This is a genomic window from Streptomyces sp. NPDC048584 (assembly GCF_043199595.1).
Taxonomy (GTDB): domain Bacteria; phylum Actinomycetota; class Actinomycetes; order Streptomycetales; family Streptomycetaceae; genus Streptomyces; species Streptomyces edwardsiae.
Genome location: NZ_JBICWF010000001.1, coordinates 975,873 through 1,000,041 on the forward strand (window position 1 = coordinate 975,873; position 24,169 = coordinate 1,000,041).

14 protein-coding genes are annotated in these 24,169 nt (G+C 72.4%); 13 read left to right on the forward strand and 1 reads right to left on the reverse strand.

The annotated features are described in order from the left end of the window. Window positions 1-74: 74 nt before the first annotated feature. The 6 genes from ACGFR9_RS04040 to ACGFR9_RS04065 are packed head-to-tail and all read left to right on the forward strand — an operon-like array spanning window position 75 to window position 14,488. Window positions 75-7,268, forward strand: coding sequence for a beta-ketoacyl synthase N-terminal-like domain-containing protein (locus ACGFR9_RS04040; RefSeq protein ID WP_393202683.1), 7,194 nt, complete (start codon window positions 75-77; stop codon window positions 7,266-7,268). 31 nt (window positions 7,269-7,299) lie between these two features. Next, the gene (locus tag ACGFR9_RS04045) at window positions 7,300-8,919 is read left to right on the forward strand and encodes a PfaD family polyunsaturated fatty acid/polyketide biosynthesis protein (RefSeq protein ID WP_393202685.1); all 1,620 of its coding nucleotides are present in this window, start codon (window positions 7,300-7,302) and stop codon (window positions 8,917-8,919) included. After that, window positions 8,916-10,634, forward strand: coding sequence for an acyl-CoA dehydrogenase (locus ACGFR9_RS04050; protein ID WP_393202687.1), 1,719 nt, complete (start codon window positions 8,916-8,918; stop codon window positions 10,632-10,634). Before ACGFR9_RS04045 ends, ACGFR9_RS04050 begins: the two co-directional genes overlap by 4 nt. Continuing rightward, window positions 10,634-12,439 (forward strand): acyl-CoA dehydrogenase family protein, encoded by a 1,806-nt coding sequence (locus ACGFR9_RS04055; RefSeq protein WP_393202689.1) that lies wholly within the window; start codon window positions 10,634-10,636, stop codon window positions 12,437-12,439. The genes ACGFR9_RS04050 and ACGFR9_RS04055 overlap by 1 nt, the downstream gene beginning before the upstream one ends. A gap of 7 nt (window positions 12,440-12,446) precedes the next feature. Then, window positions 12,447-13,169 (forward strand): 4'-phosphopantetheinyl transferase family protein, encoded by a 723-nt coding sequence (locus tag ACGFR9_RS04060; protein WP_393202691.1) that lies wholly within the window; start codon window positions 12,447-12,449, stop codon window positions 13,167-13,169. 17 nt (window positions 13,170-13,186) lie between these two features. Next, complete coding sequence (locus ACGFR9_RS04065; protein WP_393202693.1) at window positions 13,187-14,488, forward strand: NAD(P)/FAD-dependent oxidoreductase; 1,302 nt, start codon at window positions 13,187-13,189, stop codon at window positions 14,486-14,488. Window positions 14,489-14,494: 6 nt separating this feature from the next. Here ACGFR9_RS04065 and ACGFR9_RS04070 read toward each other — a convergent pair whose 3' ends face one another. Beyond that, entirely contained in the window at window positions 14,495-15,160 is a 666-nt protein-coding gene (locus ACGFR9_RS04070) for a MerR family transcriptional regulator (protein WP_393202695.1), read from the reverse strand. A 103-nt stretch (window positions 15,161-15,263) separates the two neighbouring features. On the opposite strand from ACGFR9_RS04070, the gene ACGFR9_RS04075 reads away from it, so the two are divergent. The 7 genes from ACGFR9_RS04075 (at window position 15,264) to ACGFR9_RS04105 (ending at window position 24,164) form a co-directional block, all read left to right on the forward strand. Continuing rightward, window positions 15,264-15,686 carry a DUF3291 domain-containing protein gene (locus tag ACGFR9_RS04075; RefSeq protein WP_393202697.1) on the forward strand — a complete coding sequence of 141 codons (423 nt, stop codon included), beginning with the start codon at window positions 15,264-15,266 and terminating at the stop codon, window positions 15,684-15,686. Between the two features lie 65 nt (window positions 15,687-15,751). After that, window positions 15,752-17,248 carry an MFS transporter gene (locus tag ACGFR9_RS04080; protein WP_393202699.1) on the forward strand — a complete coding sequence of 499 codons (1,497 nt, stop codon included), beginning with the start codon at window positions 15,752-15,754 and terminating at the stop codon, window positions 17,246-17,248. Window positions 17,249-17,343: 95 nt separating this feature from the next. Then, window positions 17,344-18,558: a histidine kinase gene (locus ACGFR9_RS04085; protein WP_311647910.1), complete on the forward strand. Its 1,215-nt coding sequence runs from the start codon at window positions 17,344-17,346 to the stop codon at window positions 18,556-18,558. A 101-nt stretch (window positions 18,559-18,659) separates the two neighbouring features. Then, window positions 18,660-19,280, forward strand: coding sequence for a response regulator transcription factor (locus ACGFR9_RS04090; RefSeq protein WP_311709521.1), 621 nt, complete (start codon window positions 18,660-18,662; stop codon window positions 19,278-19,280). A 166-nt stretch (window positions 19,281-19,446) separates the two neighbouring features. Continuing rightward, window positions 19,447-21,192 (forward strand): hypothetical protein, encoded by a 1,746-nt coding sequence (locus tag ACGFR9_RS04095; RefSeq protein WP_393202701.1) that lies wholly within the window; start codon window positions 19,447-19,449, stop codon window positions 21,190-21,192. Continuing rightward, window positions 21,189-22,505 (forward strand): hypothetical protein, encoded by a 1,317-nt coding sequence (locus ACGFR9_RS04100; RefSeq protein WP_393202703.1) that lies wholly within the window; start codon window positions 21,189-21,191, stop codon window positions 22,503-22,505. Before ACGFR9_RS04095 ends, ACGFR9_RS04100 begins: the two co-directional genes overlap by 4 nt. A 3-nt stretch (window positions 22,506-22,508) precedes the next feature. Next, entirely contained in the window at window positions 22,509-24,164 is a 1,656-nt protein-coding gene (locus ACGFR9_RS04105) for a nitrite/sulfite reductase (RefSeq protein ID WP_393202705.1), read from the forward strand. Window positions 24,165-24,169: the final 5 nt, after the last annotated feature.

Below are 24,169 nucleotides of genomic sequence, written 5' to 3' on the forward strand. Positions count from 1 at the left end.
CGTACCGAGCGGGCGGCGGTTCGCCGCCGCCCGCCCCACAGGATCCCCCGTTCGGGAAGGAACCTCCCCCTGTCATGAGCAGATACGCGATCGTCGGGATCTCCTGCCTTTTCCCCGGCGCCCGGACTCCCGAGGAGTTCCGGCACAACCTCCGAAGCGGCACGGACAGCCGCCGCGACGGCGGCGAGGAGGTCTTCGGGCCGGCGCTCGACGAGCGTGACCTCGACCCCCGCCACCGCATCACCTCCCGTCGCGGCGGGTTCGTCACCGGCTTCGAGTTCGACCCCACCGGCTACCGCCTCGACCCCGGCCGGCTCGCCCGGCTGGACCGGATCTTCCACTGGTCCCTGTACGCGGCCCGGGAGGCGCTGCGCGACTGCGGCGTGGACGAACGGCCCGAGACCCTCGCCCGCACGGGCCTGGTGATGGGCAACTACTCCTTCCCCACGCCCGCCTCGGCCGAGGTCAGCGTCCCGCTGGCGCAGGAGGCCGTACTGGCCGGACTGCGCCGCGCGGACGCGCCCGAGCTGGCCGGGCTGCCGCAGGGCCGCCCGCTGATCGACCGTACGGCCGTCGTCCCGGAGAACCTGCGGGTCAGCGGGTCGCCCGCTGCCGTGACCGCCGCCGCGCTGGGCCTCGGCGGACCCCGCTACTGCCTGGACGCGGCCTGCTCCTCGGCGCTGTACGCGCTCAGTCTGGCGTGCGGTCATCTCGCCTCCGGGCAGGCGGACCTGGTGCTCGCGGGCGGGGTCTGCGCCCCCGATCCGACGCTGATCCATCTGTCGTTCTCCGATCTGCACGCCTATCCGGAGAACGGGTTCAGCCAGCCCTTCGACCGCCGTTCCGGTGGCATCGTCACCGGTCAGGGCGCCGGCATGGTCGCGGTCAAGCGGCTGGCGGACGCGCTGCGCGACGGTGACCGCATCCACGCGGTGGTGGACGGCATCGGGCTGTCCAACGACGGCTCCGGACGCCATCCGCTGGTCCCGCGCAAGAGCGGTCAGCTCGACGCGCTGGCGCGGGCGTACGCGGACGCGGGGGTGGACCCGGCCGGCATCGACTACCTGGAGTGCCATGCCACCGGTACGCCGATCGGGGACGCCACCGAGGCGGAGTCCGTCGCCGAGTTCTTCGGCGCGCACGGCGGGGTGCCGCTGCTCGGCTCGGTCAAGGGCAACATCGGGCATCTGCTGACGGTGGCCGGTCTGAGCAGTCTGCTCAAGGTCGTCCTGGCCATGGACGACGGAACGATCCCGCCGACGACCGGCGTGGCGGAACCGCTGTCCTCTCCCGACGGCGGGGTCGGCGAACCGGTCCTGGTGCGGTCCGCGCGGGCGTGGCCCGAGGGGCCCGGTCCGCGCCGGGCCGCGGTCTCGGCGTTCGGGTTCGGCGGCACCAACGCGCACGTCGTGCTCTCGGACGCCACCTCCGCCGCTCACGACGACACCGGGCCCGCCGTGCCGCCGGCCCTGGATGTGGTGGGCCTGGGCGCGCACTTCGGGTCGCTCGAGACCGTGGAGGCGTTCGAACGCGCCGTGCACCGGGGCGACGACGATCTGCGCCCGCTGCCGGAGCAGCGCTGGCGCGGCCTGGACCGTACCGACGGCGGCACCCTGGAGGAGGCCGGACTCACCGCGCCGCAGGGGGCGTTCGTCGACGGGGTCGAGGTGGACCCGGTGGAGCTCCGGGTGCCGCCGTCGGACCTGCGGATCTACAACCCGCAGCACGCGCTGATGACCAAGGTCGCCGACGAGGCGCTGCGCGACGCCGGTTACCGGCTCGGCGCCGGACCGGGCGACACCCCCGATCCGCGCCGGGTCGCCGTGGTGGTGGTGACGGAGATCGAGCCGTACACGCACGCCCGGCTCAGCCGTCACGGGCTCGGGGCGTTCCTGCGCCGCGAGTTCGACGAGGCGGGCCTGGAACTCACCGAGGAGCAGCGGGCGGCGCTCGCCGCGGTCTCCCGGGACGCCGTGGTGGACCCGATCGGCGCCAACGAGGTGCTCAGTTACATCGGGAACATCATGGCCGGGCGGATCTCCTCCCGGTGGAACCTGACCGGACCGTCGTTCACCCTGTCCGCCGACGGTGCCGGTACCGCCGAGGCCCTCGAGGTGGCACGGCTGCTGCTGCTCGACCCGGACCTGGAAGCGGTGCTGGTCGGCGCCGTCGATCTGGCCGGCTCGGCGGAGAACCTGCTGACCTGGCCCGAGCTCGACGCCGGGGCGGGGCTGTCGTTCAACGACGGCGGCCGCGGGCGGCGGGTCGGCGAGGGCGCCGGCGCCCTGGTCGTCACCCGCGCGGACGCGGCCGGGAGCACCGGCCGGGTGCACGCGCGGATCGACGGGACGGCCGTACGGTACGCGCCCGCCGACGGCGCGCTGCCCGGCGCGGACGCCGGGGAGCTGGCCGGGGCCGCGCGGGCGGCACTGGCGCAGGCCGGTGTCGACGCCGCCGAGGTGGGCTATGTGGAGGCCCACGCGGACGGCACACGGGACGCGGACCGCGCGGAGATCGCGGGGCTCGCCCATGTGTACCGCGCGGGCGCCGGCAACACCGCCCTGGGCAGTGTGAAGGCGCAGCTCGGTGACACCGGGTGCGCGAGCGGGATGGCCGGGCTGCTCCGGGCGGTCCTGTGTCTGCGGTACGCGTATCTGCCCGGTACGCGCGGCTGGCTGCGGCCCGCCGACGAGCTCGCCGACGCGTTCGAGGCGTCCGCCTTCCATGTGCCTCAGACGTCGCGGCCCTGGCTGCGCGAACGTGCGGGCACCCGCCGGCACGCGTCCGTGAGCATGCTGGGCGCGGGCGGCTCGCACGCCCATCTCGTGCTGTCCTCGGTGCCCGGCGCCGACCGGCCCCGGCCGGTCGCCGACTGGTACCGGGCGGGCGGTCCCGTTCTGCTGGCCGTCGGCGCGGACACACCGGACGCGCTGGTCGCGGAGGCCGGGCGGTACCGGGCGCTGCTCGACGACGGCGCCGACCCGCACACGCTGGCGCGGGAGGCGGCCGGCCGGCTCGACGGCCGGCGGCTGCGCGCCGTCCTGGTCGGCCACGGCCGCGAGGAGCTGGTGAGGCAGCTGGAGCTGATGGCCCGTGACGTGCCCGTGGCGCACGCCGAGGGCCGGGAGTGGGCCACTCCGTCCGGTTCGTTCTTCACGCCCCGGCCGCTCGGCCCCGAGGGCCGGGTCGCCCTGGTCTACCCGGGCGCCTTCAACAGCTATCCGGGGCTCGGCGCGGACCTCTTCCGCGCCTTCCCCGCCCTGCTGGACCGTTTCGAGGGGCAGGCGGCCGAACCGGCCCGGATGCTGCGCGCCGCGCATCTGTACCCGCGGTCGCGTGAGGCGCTCACCCGGCGCGATCTGATGCTGCTGGAGGAACGTCTCGGCGGTGACGTGCCGTTCATGCTCGCCACCGGCACCAGCTTCGCCATCCTGTACACCGCCCTGGTGCGGGAGGTGCTGGGTGTCACCGCGCACGGCGGCTTCGGCTACAGCCTGGGCGAGTCGAGCATGCTGTTCGCGACCGGCGGCTGGGACCCGGCGGGGCGCAGCGACTCGCTGATCAGCGACAGCCCCGTCTTCCAGGACCGGCTGTGCGGCCCGCGGCGCACCGTGCGTGAGGCGTGGGGGCTGCCCGAGGAGACCCCGGACCCGTCCGTGTGGGCCTCCCATGTGCTGCTCTCCGCCGCCGAACCGGTGCGTGAGGCGCTCACCCGTCACGACCGGGTGTTCCTCACCCATGTCAACACGCCGGGCGAGCTGGTGATCGCCGGTGATCCGGCGCAGTGCCGGGCGCTCATCGAGGAGGTGGGCTGCCGTGCGGCCCGCTCGCCGGTGAACGTGGTCATGCACTGCCCGGTCGTGGACGCCGAGTTCGACGGTCTGGCCCGGCTGAACGACTATCCGACCGGTTCCTTCGGGGACCTGGAGCTGTTCAGCGCGTACGACTACGAGCCGCTGGCCGCCGACCGGCTGGCCGAGTCGCCGCGGCGTATCGCGACGACCCTGCGTTCGACGATCGACTTCCCGAGGCTGGTGCACGCGGCGTACGAGCGCGGCTACCGCTACTTCATCGAGGTGGGCCCCGGCGCCACCTGTTCGCGGTGGATCCGCGACACGCTCGGCGACGCGCCGCACATGGCCGCCTGCGTGGACCGCCGCGGGGTGTCCGCCACGACACCCCTCGCCCAGCTCGTGGCCCGCCTCGTGGGGCACGGAGTGCCGGTGGACCTGTCGGCCCTGCTGGGGCCCGAGCCGGCCGCGCGGCCCGTGCCGGCCGGCCGCCGGCTGCCCACCACCCGGGTGGGTCTGGGCGAGCCCGTCCCCGACCGGGTCGCCCGTGAGGCGGCCGAGGTCCTGTCCGCCCTGCGTCCCGGGGTCGCCGAGCCGTCCGCGGCCCGGCCCGAACCCGCCGTCCCCGTCCTGTCCGCACCGCCGGAGGTGCCCGCCGCCATGCCCGCCGACCCGACCCTCGAGATGTCCGAGGTCATCACCTTCGACGGGGAGCCGGCCACGGTCCTCCCCTGGACCCCGCCCGCCCCGGCGCCGGCCCCCGCCGCACCACCCGCCCGTACGGCCCCGCCCCGCCCGGCCGCCCCTTCGACGCCGGCGGCCGCCCGCACCGGCACAGGGCCCGCCGCGGATCTGGTGCGGGAACTGCGCCGGGAGATCGTCGCCGCGCACGGTGTGGTGATGGAGACCCACCGGGTGCTCCAGGCGGCCGCTCTGGACCGTACGGAGGCTCTGCTCGGCACACCGGCACCCGCCGTACCGCGCGCCGCGCCCGCCCCGGTCGCACCCGCCGCCGTACCGCTGCCCGCGCCGTCCGCGCCGTCCGCGCCGTCTCTGCCGCCGGCACCGCGCGACAGCGCCCCGGACGACGGTGTGGTGTGGGACGAGGCGCAGCTGCTGGAGTTCGCGACCGGCTCGGTGGCCGAGGTCTTCGGCCCCGAGTTCGCCGAGATCGACACCTTCAAGGCGCGGGTACGGCTGCCGGCGCCGCCGTACCACTTCGTCACCCGCGTCACCGAACTGGACGCGAAGCCGGGTGTGCTCGAGCCCGCGAGGATCACCACCGAGTACGACGTGCCCGAGGACGCCTGGTACGCGGTGGACGGCGGGGTCCCGCCGGCGGTGACCGTGGAGTCCGGGCAGTGCGACCTGCTGCTGGTCGCCTATCTGGGCATCGACTTCCGCAACAAGGGCGAGCGGGTCTACCGGCTGCTCGACAGCTCGCTGATCTTCCGCGGCGGGCTGCCCACCACCGGGCAGACGCTGCGCTACGAGATCTCCATCGACCGGTTCGTCCACCAGGGCGACACCACGATCTTCTTCTTCAGCTACGACTGCTACGCCGACGGCGAGCTGATCCTCGAACTCCGGGACGCCTGCGCGGGGTTCTTCAGCAAGGCGGAGCTGGACACCCCGCTCGGCGTCGTCATCACCGACCAGGAACGGGCCCGCCGCGCGGCCCTCCCGAAGGGCACCTTCAAGCCCCTCGCGTACACCGGCAAGAACCGACTCGACGCACACGACCTGGAGTTGTTGGCCCAGGGCCGGCCCGGGAACGTGTTCGGCCCGGAGCACGCACAGGACCCCGGCATCAACCCGGCGCTGCGGCTGCCGGACGCCCGGCTGCGGATGGTGGACGAGGTCGTCGTCGACCGCAAGGGCGGGCCGTGCGAACTCGGCGCGATCAGTGCCGTCAAGCGGCTGGAGCCGGACGCCTGGTACTTCACCTGCCACTTCCCCGACGACCCGGTACTGGCCGGCTCCCTGATCGCCGAGGGCGCCATCCAGATGCTGCAGATCTACCTCATGCACCAGGGCATGCATCTGACGCTGCCGGACGCCCGCTTCCAGACGGTCACCGACCGGCGCATCGACGTCCAGGTGCGCGGCCAGGTCACCCCGAAGGACGCCGAGATCCGCTACGAGGTCGAGGTCACCGAACTGACCCTGCTGCCGCGGCCGACGGTCATCGCGGACGTCCTCATCCACCTCGGGGACAAGCCGGTGGTGCGGATGCAGAACCTCGGTCTGCAGATCGTGGAGAAGCCCGGCACCCCGTACCGGCCCGAGACCGGCGGCGTGCCCGCCTTCCTCGGCCGCCGCAACCGCAGCGGCGAGGCCGCCATGATCAACGAGCTGCATCTGGCGCACTCCGCCAAGGGCCTCCTCGACATGGCGATGGGCCCGGAGTTCGAGATCTACCGCGACAGCAGGGCGCCCTACATCCCCAACGGCGACTTCCAGTTCGTCGACCGGGTCATGTCGCTCACCGGAACCCGCGGCGATCTCAGCCCCGGCTCCGAGATGGTCACCGAGTACGACTCCCCGGACGACGCCTGGTACTACCGGCAGAACTCCTCGCCGTACATGCCGAACTGCGTCTACATGGAGAGCTCGCTGCAGGCGGCCATCTTCCTCGGCTACTACCTGGGCGCGACCCTGCGTGAGCCGCGGGAGCAGTACGCGATCCGCAACCTGGACGGCCGGGCCACCCTGGTCAAGGACATCGACCTGCGCGGCAAGACCGTACGGCACCACTCGAAGCTGCTGATGACGAGCGTGGTCTCCGGCGCCGTACTGCAGAACTTCTCCTACGAACTGTCCGCGGACGGCGAGGTGTTCTACACCGGCGAGTCCCTCTTCGGGTACTTCTCCGAGTCCGCGCTCGCCAACCAGGTGGGCCTGGACAGCGGCACGTACAAGCCGACGTGGCTCGAGGAGGAGAAGCCCGCCCCGGAGCGGGTGAGGCGGCTCGAACTGGGCTCGGACGCACCCGCGTTCCGGGACGACTCCGGCGGCGCGCTGCGTCTGCCGGGCGGGCGTTTCGACCTGGTGGACCGGGTCGACGTGGTCGCGGACGGGGGCCGGCACGGCGCGGGCTATCTGCACGGGCACCGCGGTATCCGGCCCGACGAGTGGTACTTCGACTGCCACTTCCACCGCGACCCGGTGATGCCGGGCTCGCTCGGCGTCGAGGCGGTGCTCCAGGCGCTGCGGCTGTTCGTCCTGGACCAGGATCTCGCCCGCGGTATGACCCGGCCCCGCTTCGCCATGGCCACCGATGTGGAGATGTCCTGGAAGTACCGGGGGCAGATCCTGCGCGACGACCGCGAGCTCTTCTTCGACGTGCACGTCAAGGAGGTCCGCGAGGAGGCGGGCCGGCTGCTGCTGATCGCCGACGCGGACCTGTGGAAGCCGGGGCTGCGCATCTACGAACTGACCGACGTGGCCATCGAGGTCCGTCCGGATGCCGACTGACCGCAGGCACGGCCGAGGAGTTGTGTTGTCCATGAGCACCACGTCCGAGACGCTCCGCTGGTACGGGGGCGGATATCCGAGTACGGAACCGGCCGGGATCCAGCAGGTCCTGGCCCAGCTGGAGCAGCCCTGCTTCATCGTGTCCACGCCGCAGGGCGTCGGCGCCGCCGCCGGCGGCACGGCGGCCGCGGGCGGGGACGGGCCGGCCGTGCTGGCCGCCGCCCCGACGCTGCCGCCGCACCGCCTCGGTTCGGCCGCGTTCCGTGCCGCGCACGGGGTACGGCAGTCGTACATGGCCGGCGCGATGGCGGGCGGAATCGCCTCCGCCGACCTGGTGATCGCGCTGGCCCGGCAGGGTTTCCTCGCCTCGTTCGGCGCGGCCGGTCTGCTGCCGAAGACCATCGAGGAGGCCCTGGCCCGCTTCGCCGCCGAGATCCCCGGACTTCCGTACGCCGTCAACCTCATCCACAGCCCCAGCGAGGAGCGGCTGGAGCGGGAGGCCGTCGAGCTGTTCCTGAAGCACGGAGTGCGCTGTGTCGAGGCGTCGGCCTTCCTGGGGCTGACCCCGCATCTGGTGCGCTACCGGCTGGCGGGGCTGCGCCGGGAGCCGTCCGGCCGGATCGTCGCCGGGCACCGGGTCATCGCCAAGGTGTCCCGGTCCGAGACCGCCGAGCGGTTTATGCGTCCGGCGCCCGCCGCGATGGTCGACGCCCTGCTGCGGGACGGATCGATCACCGCCGAGCAGGCGCAGCTCGCCCATCATCTGCCGCTCGCCGACGACATCACCGTGGAGGCGGACTCCGGCGGGCACACCGACCGCCGCCCGCTCCCCGCGCTGTTCCCGGTGATCCTTCGGCTGCGCGACCAGATCCAGCACGAGCACCGCTACGCCGTCCCGGTCCGGGTCGGCGCGGCCGGCGGCCTCGGCACCCCGGTCGCCGTCGCCGCCGCCTTCGCCATGGGCGCCGCCTATGTGGTGACCGGGTCCGTCAACCAGTCGTGCCTGGAGTCCGGCACCTCCGCGATCACCCGCGAGCTGCTGGCGCAGGCGGAGGTCACGGACTGTGTGATGGCACCGGCCGCCGACATGTTCGAGATGGGGGTCGAGCTGCAGGTACTGCGCCGCGGATCGATGTTCCCGATGCGCGCCGCCCAGCTCTACCAGCTCTACCAGGCGTACGACGGCATCGACGCGCTGCCGCGGGCGCAGCGCGAGCGGCTGGAGTCACAGGTGTTCCGGCGTCCGCTGGACGACGTGTGGGAGGAGTGCGTCGCGTACTTCAGCCGTCGCGACCCCGACCAGCTGCGCCGGGCGGCCGACAGCCCCAAGCGGCGGATGGCCCTGGTGTTCCGCTGGTATCTGGGCATGGCGTCGCGCTGGGCGGTGACCGGGCAGCGGGACCGGGCCGCCGACTACCAGATCTGGTGCGGTCCCGCGATGGGCAGCTTCAACGCCTGGGTGTCCGGCAGTTATCTGAACACCCCGGAGAACCGGACGGTCGCCGACGTCGCCCACCATCTGATGCGGGGCGCCGCCTTCCACACCCGGATCGCCCAGCTCGCCACCGCCGGTGTCACCCTGCCGACGTCGGTGGCGGACTACCGCCCGGTGCCGGTGGAGCCGGCCGCGCTCACGGAGGCCGCCCGATGAACCGCGCGCCGGCCCCCGAGGAGGTCGAGGAGCTGCTCGGGGACCCCGGGGACCCGGGCAACCCGTACGGTTTCGCCGCGGCCGTGGCCCGTGACGAGGCGGACGCCCCTCCCGACGAGCTGTGCCGGACGCTGGTCTCGGCCGGTTTCCACCTCAATTATCTGCCGCGTGAGTGGGGCGGGGCGTTCGACACGTTCGACCGCGGGCTGACCCTGGTACGGGCCGCCGCCCGCCGGGACGTGAATGTGATGCCGGGCACCATGTTCAGCATCATCGCCGCCACCTGCCTCCAGCTGCACGGCAGCGAGCGGCAGCGCGAGCGGGTGGCCCGCATCCTGACCGGCGGCGGCTCGGTGGGGTTCGCCCTGACCGAGGCCGCGCACGGCAGCGATCTGCTGGCGGGCGAGGTACGCCTCGACGGGGACGGACGGCTGCACGGCGAGAAGTGGATGGTCGGCAACGGCCTGCGCTGTGACGCCCTCTACGTGGTCGCCCGCACCGGAGAGCGCGGGCCGGGCGCCTTCTCCGCCTACCTGCTGGACCCCGGCGCCGACGGACTGGTCCGCGAGCCCGCCCCGCGCACCGGCGGCATGCGGGGCGTGGACACCGCGCGGGTGCGCTTCGACGGGACACCGGTCCCCGAGGACGCCCTGGTCGGCAAGGTCGGCGAGGGTCTCGAGGTGGCGGTCCTCGCCCAGCAGGCCGTACGGCTGATGAGCATGGCGGGCAGTCTCGGCTGCGCCGACACGGCGCTGCGGCTGACGCTGGACTTCGCTGCCGGGCGCGAGGTGGCGGGCACGCCCCTCGTCGAGGCGCCGCACTCCCGCCGGGAGCTGGCCGTCGCCTCGGCGGCGCTGCTGGCGGCGGACGCGGTGGCGCTGGCCGCCGCCCGGGGTGTGCACGTCGTACCGGGGACGTTCAGCGTGTGGGCGCCGGCCGCCAAGCATGTGGTGGCCGAGGCGTGCGAGGAGCTGGTGCGGCGCTGCGCCGCCGTCCTCGCCACCCGCTCGGTGCTGCGCGAGGGCGCGCCGGGCGCGGGGCTGTTCCAGAAGCTGCAGCGCGACACGGCGGTGGTACGGGTGATCGACGCCAGCCCGCTGGCGAACCTGCGCTCCTACGCCGCCCAGATCCCCACCCTCGCCGGCCGGCAGGAACAGCCGGACCCCCACGTCCTCGAGCGGCTGTTCGACCTCGGGGCCGAGCTGCCGCCGTACGAGCCGACCCGGCTGGACCTGGTCGTACGCGGCGCCGATCCCGTACTGACGGGGCTGCGCGGGATCGCCGGGCCGGTCCGGGCGGAGCTCGCCGATCCGCGCGCCGGGGCGCTGGTGCGCCGGGTGTCCGACGCCGTCGCCTCGCTCGGCGCCGAGGCCGCGTCGGCGCGCCGGCGCGGCGCCGACCCCAACGCCCTGGCCGACGTCGCCGAGCGCTACGCCTGGCTGCACGCCGCCGCCGCGTGCGTCCACCTGTGGTGGGCCAACCGGCACCGGCCGCTGTACGGCGGCGAGCCGGGCGATTCCGGCTGGCTGACCGCCGTCCTGTCCTTCCTGCTCGCCCGCGCCGCCGGCACCGACCCCCGCCGGCACGGCCCCGATCTGCTGCCCGCCCTCGACACCACGGACGCCCTGCGCCGGGGCAACCGGCTGATGACCGCGCTGCCGGTTGCCCTCGCCCCCGTCACCTCCCGCCCGTACGACCCGATGGAGACCTCCTGATGTCCCAGGCCGAGCTGACCGATCTGGCCCGACGGTTCGAGCAGTACCTCGGCGACCCGCACGACCCGGCGAGCCGGATGCCGTTCACCGCCGTGCTGGAACACGACGAGCACGACACCTTCCCGTACGCCTTCGTCGGCATGCTGCGCCGCTGGGGATTCCTGGACTACGGTCTGCCGGCCGAGCAGGGCGGCAAGGCCGGCAATCCGGAGACCGGCTTCACCCTGATGCGGCTGGTGGCCCGCCGTGACGGCGCCACCGCGATCGCGCTCGGTCTGACGCAGGCCGCCTTCACCCCGGTGTGGATCGCCGGCACCGACGAGCAGAAGCGGCGTCAGATCGCCGACATCCACGGCGGTGTCGGCCTGTCCTGGGGACTGTCCGAGGCCGCGCACGGCAGCGACCTGCTGAACAACGAGGTCGTCGCCGAGCGGGTGCCGGGCGGCTACCGGCTCACCGGTGAGAAGTGGCCGATCGGCAACGCCACCTACTCCGACCGCATGGTCGTCTTCGCCCGCACCGGGCCGCGCGGCGGCGCCGGGGACTACTCGATCCTCGTCGTCGACAAGTGGCGGGCCGAGGCGGAGACGGTACGCGAGACCCACCCGGTGAGGCAGCACGGTGTACGGGCCCTGGACCTCAGCGGGCTGCGGTTCGACGGCGTGTTCGTCCCCGACTCCGACCGGATCGGCGCGGAGGGGCAGGGCCTGGAGATCGCGCTGAAGACCAGCCAGACCGCCCGGCTGGTGATTCTCAGCCTCGCCCTGTCGGGGGTGGACACCTCGCTGCGTACGGCCCTGGAGTTCGCGCAGGACCGGGTGCTGTTCGACCGGCCCGTCGTGGACGTGCCGTACACCGGACGTCAGTTGGCCGAGTCCTTCGCCGAGCTGATGATCGCCGACGCGGTGTGCCTGGGCGCCGTCCGCAGCCTCCAGGCCTCCCCGGCCCAGGTGAGCGTGTGGTCGTCGGTGGCCAAGTACGTGGTGCCGACCCTGCTCGAGGAGACCCTGTCCCGGCTCAACGTGGTGCTCGGGGCACGGGTGTTCCTGCGGACGCATCCGCGCTTCGGCATGCACCAGAAGATGCTGCGGGACCTCCTCGTCACCAACATGGCCGACGGCAACACGGTGGTGAACCTCCGCAACATCGGCCACCAGCTGCCCTCGCTGCTCCGGCAGGGCCTCACCGCCGACCCCGGAGTCCGTGCCGCGGCCGCGGAACGCGTGGCCGTGCTGTACGGCATGGACACCGAACTGCCCGTCTACCGGCCCGCGGAGCAGGAGCTCTCCAGCCGGGGCATGGACGACGCCGTCCTGGCCGCGCCCCACTCCCTGGAGCGGCTGCGGGCGCTCGCCGAGGAGGCCACCGACAAGGACCGGGACCGGTTGCTGCTGGCAGCCGGCATCGCGGAGGAACTCCTCGGCCGGCTGGACCCGTTGCGGGAGCGGCAGGGCAGGCTGCAGGCCGAACTCGGGCGTGGCTACGCCCACTCGGCGGAACTCTTCGACCTGGCGCAGGAGTACTGCCTGGTGCACGCGGCGGCCGCGTGCGTCCACACCTACGTCCACTCGCACGGGACCATGGCCGGTCCACTGCCCAGCGCGGCCCTCCTCGTGCTGCAACTGGAGCGACTGCGCATGCGGTTCGCCCCGTACGAGCCCTACCGGGACCCGGACGCGGCCGCTGAGGTGCTGGACGTGCTGGTGCGGCTGCACGCGGAGAACCGGCTGCTGTCCCACTGGCCGATCACCCTGGCCGACCGGACCGCGCCCGACGGGGACGTCCGCGGCGCCGAGGCCCGCTGACACTCCGATGGCCGACCTGTGGACCCTGCCCGAGGAGCATGTGCCCGAACTGGCGCACCGGTTGGGCGGCCCGGAGCTGCTGTCCGAAGCGGAGCGGGCGCGGCACGACCGGCTCCGTACGCCGGGTGCGCGGCTGCGGTTCCTGGGCGGGCGGCTGCTGTGCCGGACGGCGCTCACCGTCCGCACCGGGCTGCCGGTGGACACCTGGCGTTTCGTCCGCACCCGCCACGGGCGTCCCGAACTCGGAGACGACCACGGCGGTCTGCGCTTCAACCTGTCCCACACCGACGGCCTGATCGCCTGTGTGGTCACCCGGGGGCGGGCCTGCGGCGTCGACGTCGAACGGATGCCCTTCGACCGTGCCACGGCCGGCCCGCTGCGCGACCGTTTCGACGACGTGCAGCGGGCGGCGCTGGACTCCGCCCCGGACCCGCTCCTCGCCCTGGGCGAGCTGTGGGTCCTGACCGAGGCCTATCTGAAGGGGCTGGGCACCGGACTGGCGCACGGGGTGCGGGGGACGCGGTTCGAGCCGTGCGGCTCCGGCCGGTTCACCGTGACCGACGCGCGGTGCCCGGACTCCGGCCGGCGCTGGCGCCTCGACCTGCTGCGTCCCGGCCCCGGCCATCTGCTGGCCGTCGCGGTGGACGGCGGCACGGCCCCGCCGCACCACCACGACCTGGGCGCGGACCCCGCACCGCCCCGCCCCCCGACTTCCCGACCATCGTTGTGAACCCGGAAGGACCTCCCATGCCGCAGCACACCCCGCCGACCGTCGCCGTGATCGGTTCCGGCCCCGCCGGACTGTCCGCCGCCTACCATCTGCGCGACCGCGCCCGGATCACCGTCTTCGAACGCGAGAACCGCCCCGGCGGCCACGCCAACACCGTGGAGGTGGAGGAGAACGGCCGGGTGATCGGCCTGGACACCGCGTTCATCGTCTTCAACCGCCGTTTCTACCCGCAGCTGTGCGGCTTCTTCGACGACCTCGGCGTGGAGACCGTAGCCCACCCGGGCGGTTTCACCTTCTTCGACCTCGACAGCGGCCTCGAGTTCGGCACCGAGGAGCTGGAACTGGACGAGGCCGCCGTCGAGGCGCGCTACGCCGAGCGTCATCCCGGATTCCCGGGCGTGTGGCGTGAGGTGCGCCGCTTCCACGAGGAGAGCCGCCGTGACTTCGCGCGCGGGCGCGCGGACATGTCGATGGGCGAGTACCTGGACCGGGGCGGCTACAGCCAGGAGTTCCGCCACTCGTACCTGATCATGCTCTGCTCGGCCGTCTGGTCGGTGCCCGCGGAGCTGGTCTGGGAGATGCCCGCCGCCACCGTGATCGCCTTCTTCGTCGGCCATGACGAGGGCGGCCTCGGCGGCCGGCGTGTCGACTGGCGCACGGTGGGCGGCGGTTCGATCTCCTACGTCCGCAAGGCGCTCGCCGCGACCGGCCCCGACCTGCGGGTCTCGGAGCCCGCCACCGCCGTACGACAGGACGCCGACGGGGTCACGGTGACCACCGCGTCCGGCGCCACGACCTTCGACTACGCGGTGGTGGCCACGCACGCCGACGAGGCCCGCGCCCTTCTCGAGAACCCGACGCCCGCACAGGCGACGGCGCTGGAGGGGATCCGCTACAGCCGCTCCAAGGTGGTGCTGCACACCGACCCGTCGCTGATGCCGGCCGGCCGGGAGGGCTGGCTGGCCTGGAACTACGGCAAGGTCGCCGCGGACGGCGCGACCCGCTGCTTCGTCACGTACTACCTCAACCGGCTGCAGGACTTCACGGCGGAGCGGGACTACTTCGTCACCCTGGACCCGCCGCGTCCGGTGGACCCGGAGACGGTGATCGCCGAGTTCGACTACACCCACCCGGTGATCGACATGGCGCTGCGCGACCGGCAGTCGATGATCCACGGGGCGAACGAGGGCACCCGGGTGAAGCTGGCCGGGTCCTACTTCCACTCCAAGGAACTCGGACCGGACCTGATCGGCTCCCACGAGGCCGCGTTCTCCGCCGGGGCGGAGGCCGCCGGCCGGCTCATCGGCGAACTGTCCTGACCGCTCTCACGCCGTCTCTCCCCCGCCCGGGCTGCCGCTGAACAGGCGGGCGGACTTGTCCTCCTGGGCGAGGCGGCGCAGGGCCAGCAGGGCGGGTTCCAGCAACACCGAGACAAGAACGGCGCGTTCGGCCAGCTCCAGCAGGTCGGACGCGCCGTTCATCTGTTTGACGTCCAGCTCCGAGATGCGGTCCGTCAGCCGCGCGTACGGCAGCAGGGACTGCCAGCCGATGCCCGAGTCCACATCGGACAGCGCGTCCAGCACCTCGCCGAGGGTCTGGATGGCCGCCGTACCCGGAGACACCTCCCAGCCCATCTCGGTGATCAGCCGGCGCGCGTCCGCGACACCTTCCGTGTCACCCCCGGCCGTCTCCTCCCGGTCCTGTTTCCGCAGCTTGGTGGCCGGCCGGGCGTCGATCACGATGCCGAAGATCTGGTGCAGGTCGCCCTCCTCGGTGATGGCGCCCAGGATCTCCCTGACCGCGCTCACCGACAGCCGCCGCACACCGACCAGGGTCCGGATCAGCCGCAGCCGCCGCAGATGCTCCTCGCCGTAGTCGGCTTGGTTGGCCGCCGTCGTCAGCTGTCCCTGGGGCAGCAGACCATCCCGGAGGTAGTACTTGATCGTGGGGATGGACACCCCACTGCGGCGGCTGAGCTCCGAGATCTTCATCGAACTCCACTTACGTTCTAGTATCCACTGGATAACGGATAACGGATCGCGCTACTATCCATTATGAGCTTAGCCGGTCGTCTCCTGGAAGGTGGGTGTCGCGATGCCGACCCTCGGCTGGATCACCCCTCACCCCGCACCTGCGAACACGCGCGTCTACGTCATGGCGTCGCGCTTTGAACTGAAGTCCCTGTCGGACGTGCCGAAATTCCTGGTCCACTCCCTGCGCTCCTGGAGCCAGGTGAAGACCGCGCACGGCGTGTACGGCGCCTCCCTCGTCGCACAGCCGCTGCGGCGCACCTTCTTCACCCTGTCGGCCTGGCAGGACCGCGACACGCTGTTCGCCTACGCGAAGACCGACCCGCATCTCACCTCGATGCGGGCGTCGCGGGCGGCCTGCCGGCGTTCGACCTTCGTCTACTGGGAGGCGGGCTCCGCGGAGCTGCCGATCAGCTGGGACGAGGCCAAGCGACGGCTCGACGCCAAGGCAGGCGAGGACGCCGCGCAAAGCGGCCACGCGGCCTGAATCCCCCCGCTCCACTCCCCCTTCCCTTCCGCCCTCGCACGGGCCCGCACCATGGAGGTTTTGTCATGAGCACGATCAAGTCTGGGGAGGGTGGAGCCGTGCCCCGGCTCGCCGCCCGGGGCGCCGGGGAGAACCGGAGGCCCTTATGGGTGGTCATCGTCGCGTGCAGTCTGCCGATGTTCATGGTCGCGCTCGACAACCTGGTGGTGTCGACGGCGCTGCGGACCCTGGCCGTCGATCTGGAGGCGTCCACTCAGCAGCTGCAGTGGTTCGTCAACGCCTACGTCCTCAGCTTCGCCTGTCTGCTGCTGACGGGGGCGGCGCTGGGTGACCGGTTCGGCCGGCGCCGGGTCTTCGTGGCAGGCATCGCGCTGTTCACCCTGGCCTCGATCGGCTGCGGCCTCTCCGACAGCAGCGAGCAGCTCATCGTCATGCGGGCGCTGCAGGGCCTGGGCGCCTCGGCCGTGATGCCGCTGTCGCTGACCCTCCTCGCGGAGGAGGTTCCGGACAAGAAGCGCAACCTCGCCCTCGGCCTGTGGTCCGCGGTCAGCGGTATGGCCGTGGCGCTCGGTCCCGTGGTGGGCGGCGCGGTGGTCGACGGGCTCGACTGGCAGTGGATCTTCTGGATCAACGTCCCGGTGTGCCTGGTGGCGATCCCGCTGATCCTCGCGGTACTCCGCGAGAGCTCCCTGGACGGGACCCGGCTGGACCTGCTCGGCATGCTCCTCGCGACGGCGGGACTCCTCTCCATGGTCTGGGCGATCGTGAACGGCGAGGACAGGGGCTGGAGTTCGGGCATCATCCTGTCGGCGTTCGCCGGCGGTGTCGTCCTGCTGGCCCTGTTCGTGATGTGGGAGCGCCGGGCGCCCCAGCCGCTGCTTCCGCTGTCCTTCTACCGCAAGCGGGCCTTCGTCTTCTCCAACCTGGTCTCCGCGACCATGTACTTCGGCGTTTTCGGGTCGATCTTCCTGCTGGCGCAGTTCTTCCAGATCGCCCCGGTACGCACCCCGCTGGAGGCCGGTGTGCTCACCCTGGCCTGGACCCTGATGCCGATGTTCGTGGCGCCCGTCGCCGGTGCCCTGACCGACAAGGTGGGCGGCGGACGGCTGATGGCGGCCGGTCTCTTCCTCCAGGCGATCGGACTGGCCTGGATCAATCTGGTCGCCTCCTCGGACACTCCGTACTCGCGTATGGTCGGCGCCATGATCGTCGCGGGTATCGGCATGGGCCTCGTCTTCGCCCCGACCGCGGCGGTGGTGCTGGGCTCGGTCGGACCGCAGTACCGCGGTAAGGCGTCGGGTGCCAACAACACCGTCCGTGAGATCGGCGGCGCTCTCGGCACCGCCATCCTGAGCAGTGTGTTCATGCACTACGGCGACGACCGCACCGCCCAGGGCTTCGTCGACGGCATGAAGCCGGGCATCTGGATCGGTGTCGCCGTGGTCCTGGTCGGCGCCCTGTGCGCCCTCGCGATTCCCCGCCCGCGGCCGGACCAGGACACCCCGGCCCCGGTGGGCGCGGACCGGGAGAACGACCGGACTCCCAGCTCGGCGACCCCGTAGATCCGGCCGCCGTTCCTCCGGGAACGGCGGCAGGCCGGTGCAATCCGCTCGAAACCGCGAGGACGAACGTCGAATCGGGGGTCAGGGGATCTGTGATGCAGCTGAAGTCATCCTGTCGCGCCAATGGACTGTGCCAGCCGGGTGTCAGCCGACTGCTGGCGCTGCTGATCACGGCCACGCTCGCCGTGTCGGTCCTGGTCCACAGCTCGCTTCGGGACAGAACCCATCCCGCGACCGAGGTGGTGATGGTTCCGCTGCTGGCCGGAGTGCTGCTGGCGCTCCAGGTGGGCGTCTTCATCACCCAGCGCTCCGGCCGTGACGGCGGACCGGCCCGCAGAGCCGCCGTCGCGCTCGTCGGCCAGATCCTGGTCGTCGCGCTCTCCGCCGAGGTGCTCGACGTGGAGTTCTGCGTCCTGGCCGGCTATCTGGCGGGCACACTGCCCCTGGTGCTGCAACCCCGTTACGCCTGGCCGCTGTTCGCCGTCGTGGTGATCACCGGTCCGCTCGCCGCCACCCGCGCGGACGGCTCGCCCGTCCACCTCGTCTCCATGGGCCTCGGACTCCTGGTCACGGGACTCATGGCCTTCATCCTCTCCAGCACCATGCTGATGGTCCGTCACCTGCGGCAGTCACGCGAGGACTTCGCGCGTGCCGCCGTCCAGAACGAGCAGTCCCGCTTCGCCCGCGATCTGCACGACCTGCTGGGCCACACCCTCTCGGCGCTCGCGATGCGCGCCGAGCTGCTGCACCGCACCTTCCAGTCCCGCCCCGAGCTGGCCGCCGCGCAGACCGACCAGCTCCTGCGTACGGCACGGCAGTCGATGGCCGAGGTCCGGATGGCCGTACGCGGCTACCGGGAACTGCCGTTGTTCAGCGAGGTGCGGGCCGCGGCCTCGCTGCTCGACACCGTCGGCATCGACGTCACGCTCCAGGTGACCGCGCTGCCGTCCCGCGGCGAGGCAGGCACCGCGCTGTCCGCGGTCCTGCGGGAGTGCGTCACCAATATGCTCCGGCACAGTGACGTCTCCCGCTGCGCCGTCCTGCTGACCGCGGGACCCGGCACCGTACGGCTGGAGGTCGTCAACGACGGCGCCACCCGCGCGGGGCGCGGCTCCTCACCCGGCGGCGGCAGTGGCCTGGGCAATCTCCGCCAGCGGGTGACCGCCCTCGGCGGCACCCTGGAGAGCCGGCGCTCCCCCGGCGGGACCTTCCGGGTGGTCGCCGTCGTACCGTCCGCCACCCTGTCCGTACCGCCGGGAGCATCGGCGCATCTGCAAACCAGTCTGGGCAAACTGGCCAACGCGGCGTAACACCGCGCTTCCGCCGGAACACCGACCGCAGCTTTTCCGCGACATGTTCGCGCCTCGCATGTCTATGATTCTGGCCAAGGCCGGGACCATCTGCGGGGGGGATGTGTGTGATACGTGTTCTCTTGGCGGAAGATGTACAAATGGTGCGGGAGGCGCTCGCCGCACTGCTGGAACTCGAGGACGACATCCGGGTGGTGGCCGAGGTCGGTTCCGGGGAGGACGTCCTCGAGGCCGCCGAGGACACCCGTCCCGACCTCGTGATCGTGGACGTCAACATGCCCGGCCTGGACGGCCTCACCGCGGCCGAGCGGTTACGCGACCAGTTACCCGACTCCCGCATCCTGGTGCTCACCGTGCTGGACGCGCCCAATGTGCTGCGCCGCGCGCAGGACGTGCGGGTCGACGGCTACCTCGTCAAGAACGCGCCGGTGGAGCATCTCGTCAAGGCCGTACGCCGGATCATGGCCGGCGAACGCGTCATCTCACCGGAGCTGGCGCTGGCCGCCTGGGAGGGCCAGGCGAGTCCGCTCACGGCACGCGAGGCCGATGTGCTGCGGCTCGCCGCGGCCGGGGCGGAGACGGCCGAGATCGCCGAGCATCTGCATCTGTCACCGGGCACCGTGCGCAACTACATGACGACCATCGTCGCCAAACTCGACGCGCGTAACCGTCTCGACGCCATCCGTATCGCCCGTGACGCGGGCTGGCTCCTCAACTCCTGACATCCCAGGAGCATGTGAGGCACCTGAAACACGGCACTCGCGAACTCCCGGAAAACGGCCGGAAGTCGCACCCGATCGCAGCGTCAGTGGCACGTCAGCGGGCTCTGGGAAGGTACCGGCGCCAGTTGGAACACCACCATCGCTCCGCGAGAGGAGCATCCGCGACGTGCGACGATTCAGCCTCGGACGGCCGGGCAGAGCATCCCGCCTGGCCGTCTGTCTCACGACAGCCGGCCTGACCGCAGCCCTGCTGACAGGATCCGGCAACGCCACCGCATCACCCGAACCCGAGCGGACGACGTCGAAGTTCAAGGGCAACGACGGCGTCACCTACACCGCCACCAACAACCTGCTGCCCTCCGCCGGCGGGCGGGGACGCGAGTGGATGCTCACCTGGGCCGGCTCGGCGGACCCCGCCAAGCCCGACTTCCTCGCGGTCGTCGACGCCACCCGCGACTCGCGGACCTACGGCGAGGTCGTCAACACCGTCACGCTGGGGCCGGGCCTGTCCAACGAGGCCCACCACATGCAGTACGTGTGGCACAAGGGCGACCGTCTCTTCGCGGGCGGCCTGCTGGCGGACACCGTCTTCGTCTTCGACACCAAGGCGCTGCCGGCCCTGAAGCTGGTCGGTGTGAACTCGACGGTCGACACCCCCTGTGGCACCGCGCCGGACGCCTTCCAGGTGCTGCGCGACGGTACCGCGTACGCCACCTACCTCGGCGGACCCGACGTGCCCGGCCCCTGTACCTACACCAACGGTGAGGTCCGGGAGGGCAACGGCGCGGCCGGATCGCCCGGCGAGATCGTCCGCATGGACGAGAACGGCCAGACGATCGCCGAGATCCCCGCCGCCCTCGCCGAGGGCGAGGACCCCGAGCAGTGCGGCAACGTGCCGAAGCTCTCGAAGGCCACCTGCGCCAACCCGCACGGCATCATGGTCAGCGAAGAGCGCAACATCATGGTGGCGAGCGACTTCGTCGAGGCCCGGCACTTCCTGAGCCCCAAGCTGCCCGACCAGGCGAGCCTGGCGCGGCAGACGGTCCGCGTCTGGGACATCACCAACCGGGACGACCCCGAGCTGCTCTCCGTCAGCAAGATGCCCGACGGACCCCGCGCCGCGCGCGAGGACGAGAAGATGTGGCACGAGTCCCGGGTCGTCATGGAGCCGGCGCTGCCCCACAAGAAGCACCACAAGGGCGCGTTCGCCTCGTCCATGCTGGGCGGAGCGATCTTCTACGCCCCGGACGTGACCGTGCCGGACCCTGAGTGGCGGGAGGTCTTCGACGACACCACCGCCTACCGCAAGGCCGGCGCCGACCGGGACGTCACCGGCGCGGGCGACGCGGGAAGCTGGCTGATGGTCAGCCCCGACGACCGCTATCTGTTCCACACGGTCATGGGCCAGTCGACGCCGTACGGCGCCCCGCTCGACAAGACCACGGGCATGGTCTACGTCCTGGACATCCGCAAGCTGCTGGCCGCGGGCGACGACCCCAAGTGCGACATCGACACGATCCACGAGGCCTACCGCGGCGGCCACGAGCGGGACTGCCCGGCGGTCACCTCCGCGATGCCGATCCGTGACACCACCGACGGCGGCCCGCACTGGGGCGCCATGGACAACTTCAAGCAGGTGCGCGGCGGTCACTACAAGGAGACCGAGCAGATCAGCCGTATCGCCACCTCGAACTACTTCATCGCCGGCTCCTTCAGCGGCGACGGCAACCACGAGGTCTGCATGTACGACCTCGGCAAGTCGGGCAAGCTGCGCCAGGACACCCGGTTCCGTGACGAGAACACCGGGAAGCCCTGCGTGGACTTCGACCGTACGTCGTGGCCGCACGGCGACACCGGTCCGGCCCGCCCGCACGGGATCCTGTTCACCGTCAGCGACAGCGTCCTGAAGTGACCGGGTCCACCGAGACCCAGGTGCCCTCCGCCATTCCCCCGGGCGGTGGGCACCTGGCCCATGTTCAGGAGTCGTCGGCCGGGGGAACACTGCCGCTGCTCGCACTCGCCGCCGTCATCGGGCTGGTGTGCGTCGGATTCCTGGTCCGGCGCAAGACGCTGCCGCGCCCGTATCTCTTCGCCTCCGGCGCGCTGTGCGTCCTGGTGATCTCGTTCGTCCTGGGCGCGGCGCTGCGCCCGGTGGACGCGCCGGACCGTACGACGGCGCACGGCGGCACGGCGCACGGCGAGGCCGTGGCGGACCGGCCGTCCCCGCCCGGAACGCCGGTGCTGCGGACGCTGCACCTGGGCGGCAAGCAGGTCGGCGTCCTGGTGGTGCCCGGCCGTCCCGGCCGCAATCTGGTGGGGATCGGCGCGGCCGACGCGAAGGCCGCGGCCGACGGCGACGCTCTGCGGGAGGGGCGTCGCCGGCCGGGCAGCGCCCAGACCTGGGTCTCGGTGGACCTGCCGGAGGGCAGCAGCACCCTACGGGTGTCCGCGGGCGGCGCGAACGCGTCGCTGACCGTCGACACCGGGAGCGGCCGTACGGCGGCGCCGCGGGCGCTGACGACCGCGGACGCGCCCGAATGCGCCGCGTCCGCGGCCGGGGCGCTCGTCGCCGGCGAGAACCGGCCGCTCACCGCCTGCCCGTCCGACACGCTCACCGCCGAGGACGCGGACGCGCTGCGCGCCATGGTCCGCTTCCTCGCCGGCCGTGAGGTTTTGGCCCTGGGCCTGGTCTCCGACGAGTCGCCACGCGGCCGGAAGGCCGCCGCCGCGGTCCGTGCGCAGGCCCGGCAGGAGGGCATCACCGTCACCGGTCCCGGCAAGGACCGCCCGGTGATCGTCACGTCCGGGTGGGCCGGGGCCACGGAGGTCGCCGACGCCGTGGAGGGCGGGACGACCCGTGCCCAGGGCGTCTATCTCGCCCCCTGGCTGCTGGCCCGTTCGGTGCTCACGCCGAGCGCCGGCCAGCTGATACCGCTGCGTTTCACCCCGCGTACGAAGGAAGCCATGGAGTACACCGAGGCGCTGGCCGCGCGGCTGCCCGGCGAGTACCCGTCCGGCAGCGGCTATACGGCCTGGCAGCGGGCCCGCGGCGAGGAGCCGGCCCCGCGGCCCCGTCTCTACGCCGCCTCCACCGCCTATGTGCCCGGAACCATGATCTCCGCGGACGGTGGGGACACCGGCGGCCACCAGCACGGAGCGTCCGGTGCCGACTGGCTGCCGTCGGGAATGATCTCGCCGGTCAGCGGCCCGATGAGGGAGGGATGAGCAATGACCCGGGACCGCAAGCGCGTCGACGGCCAGTGGGCACTCGGCGAGCGGGAACCACTGAACGACAACGAACGGTTCAAGCAGGCGGAGGATCCGCTGCTGGTGCGGGAGCGCATCGAGAAGGTCTACGCACGGGAGGGCTTCGCCTCCATTCCGTCCGACGATCTGCGGGGCAGGTTCCGCTGGTGGGGGCTCTACACCCAGCGGCGGCCCGGTATCGACGGCGGACGCACCGCGACCCTCGCCCCGGAGGAGCTCGACGACGAGCACTTCATGCTCCGGGTGCGCGTCGACGGGGGCGGGCTGAACGTCGCCCAGCTGCGTGAGATCGCGGCGTTGTCGACCGAGTTCGGGCGGGACACCGCCGACATCACCGACCGGCAGAACATCCAGTTCCACTGGATCCGCATCGAGGACGTGCCGGAGATCTGGCGCCGGCTCGAGGCGGTGGGGCTGTCCACCACGGAGGCGTGCGGGGACTGTCCGCGCGTCATCCTGGGCAGCCCGGTCGCCGGGGTGAGCGCCGATGAGGTGCTGGACGCCACGCCCGCGATCCGGGAGATCACCGAGCGGTTCATCGGTGACCCGGAACTGTCCAATCTGCCGCGCAAGTTCAAGACGTCCGTCTCCTGGCTGCCCGACGTCCCCTTCCAGATCCACGACGTGTCCTTCCTCGGGGTGGAGCACCCCGAGCTGGGGCCCGGGTTCGACCTGTGGCTGGGGGGCGGCCTGTCGACCGCCCCGCGGCTGGCGGACCGGGCCGGCGCGTGGGTGCCGCTCGCCGAGGTGCCCGAGGTGTGGGCGGGGGTGGTCGGCCTGTTCCGCGACTACGGCTACCGGCGGCTGCGCAACCGGGCCCGGATGAAGTTCCTCGTCGCCGACTGGGGGGTGGAGCGGTTCCGGGAGGTGCTGGAGAAGGAGTACCTCGGGCGGCGGCTCGCCGACGGGCCTGCCCCGGTGCTGCCGGCCTCGCCGGTCGACCACATCGGTGTGCACAAGCAGCGGGACGGGCTGTACTACGTGGGTGCGGCGCCGGTGGTCGGCAGGGTCTCCGGCACCCGGCTGGCCGCGCTCGCGGACGCCGCCGAGGCGCACGGTTCGGACCGGGTGCGGCTGACGCCGTACCAGAAGGTGCTGGTCCTGGACGTGGCGGACCCGGAGCCGCTGGTCCGCGACCTCGAGGCGCTCGACCTGCGGGTGGACGCCTCGCCGTGGCGGCGGGCCACGATGGCGTGCACGGGTCTGGAGTACTGCAAGCTCGCGATCGTCGAGACGAAGGCCCGTGCGGCGGAGCTGGTGACCGAGCTGGAACGGCGGCTCGGGGACCAGCGGGCGGACATCACCATCAACCTCAACGGCTGCCCGAACGCGTGCGCGCGCACGCAGGTCGCGGACATCGGTCTGAAGGGCCAGCTCCTCCCGGGCCCGGACGGCACGCAGGTGGAGGGCTTCCAGGTGCACCTGGGCGGCGCGCTCTCCCTCTCCCAGGAGGACGAGGCGGCCTTCGGCCGCAAACCCCGAGGCGTCAAGGTCCTGGCGACCGACCTCCCCGACTTCGTGGAGAACCTGGTCCGCACCTACCGCAGGGAGCGCGCCGACGAGTCGGAGTCCTTCACGCAATGGCTGACCCAGGCCGAGGACTCGACCTTCTCCTGACCCAC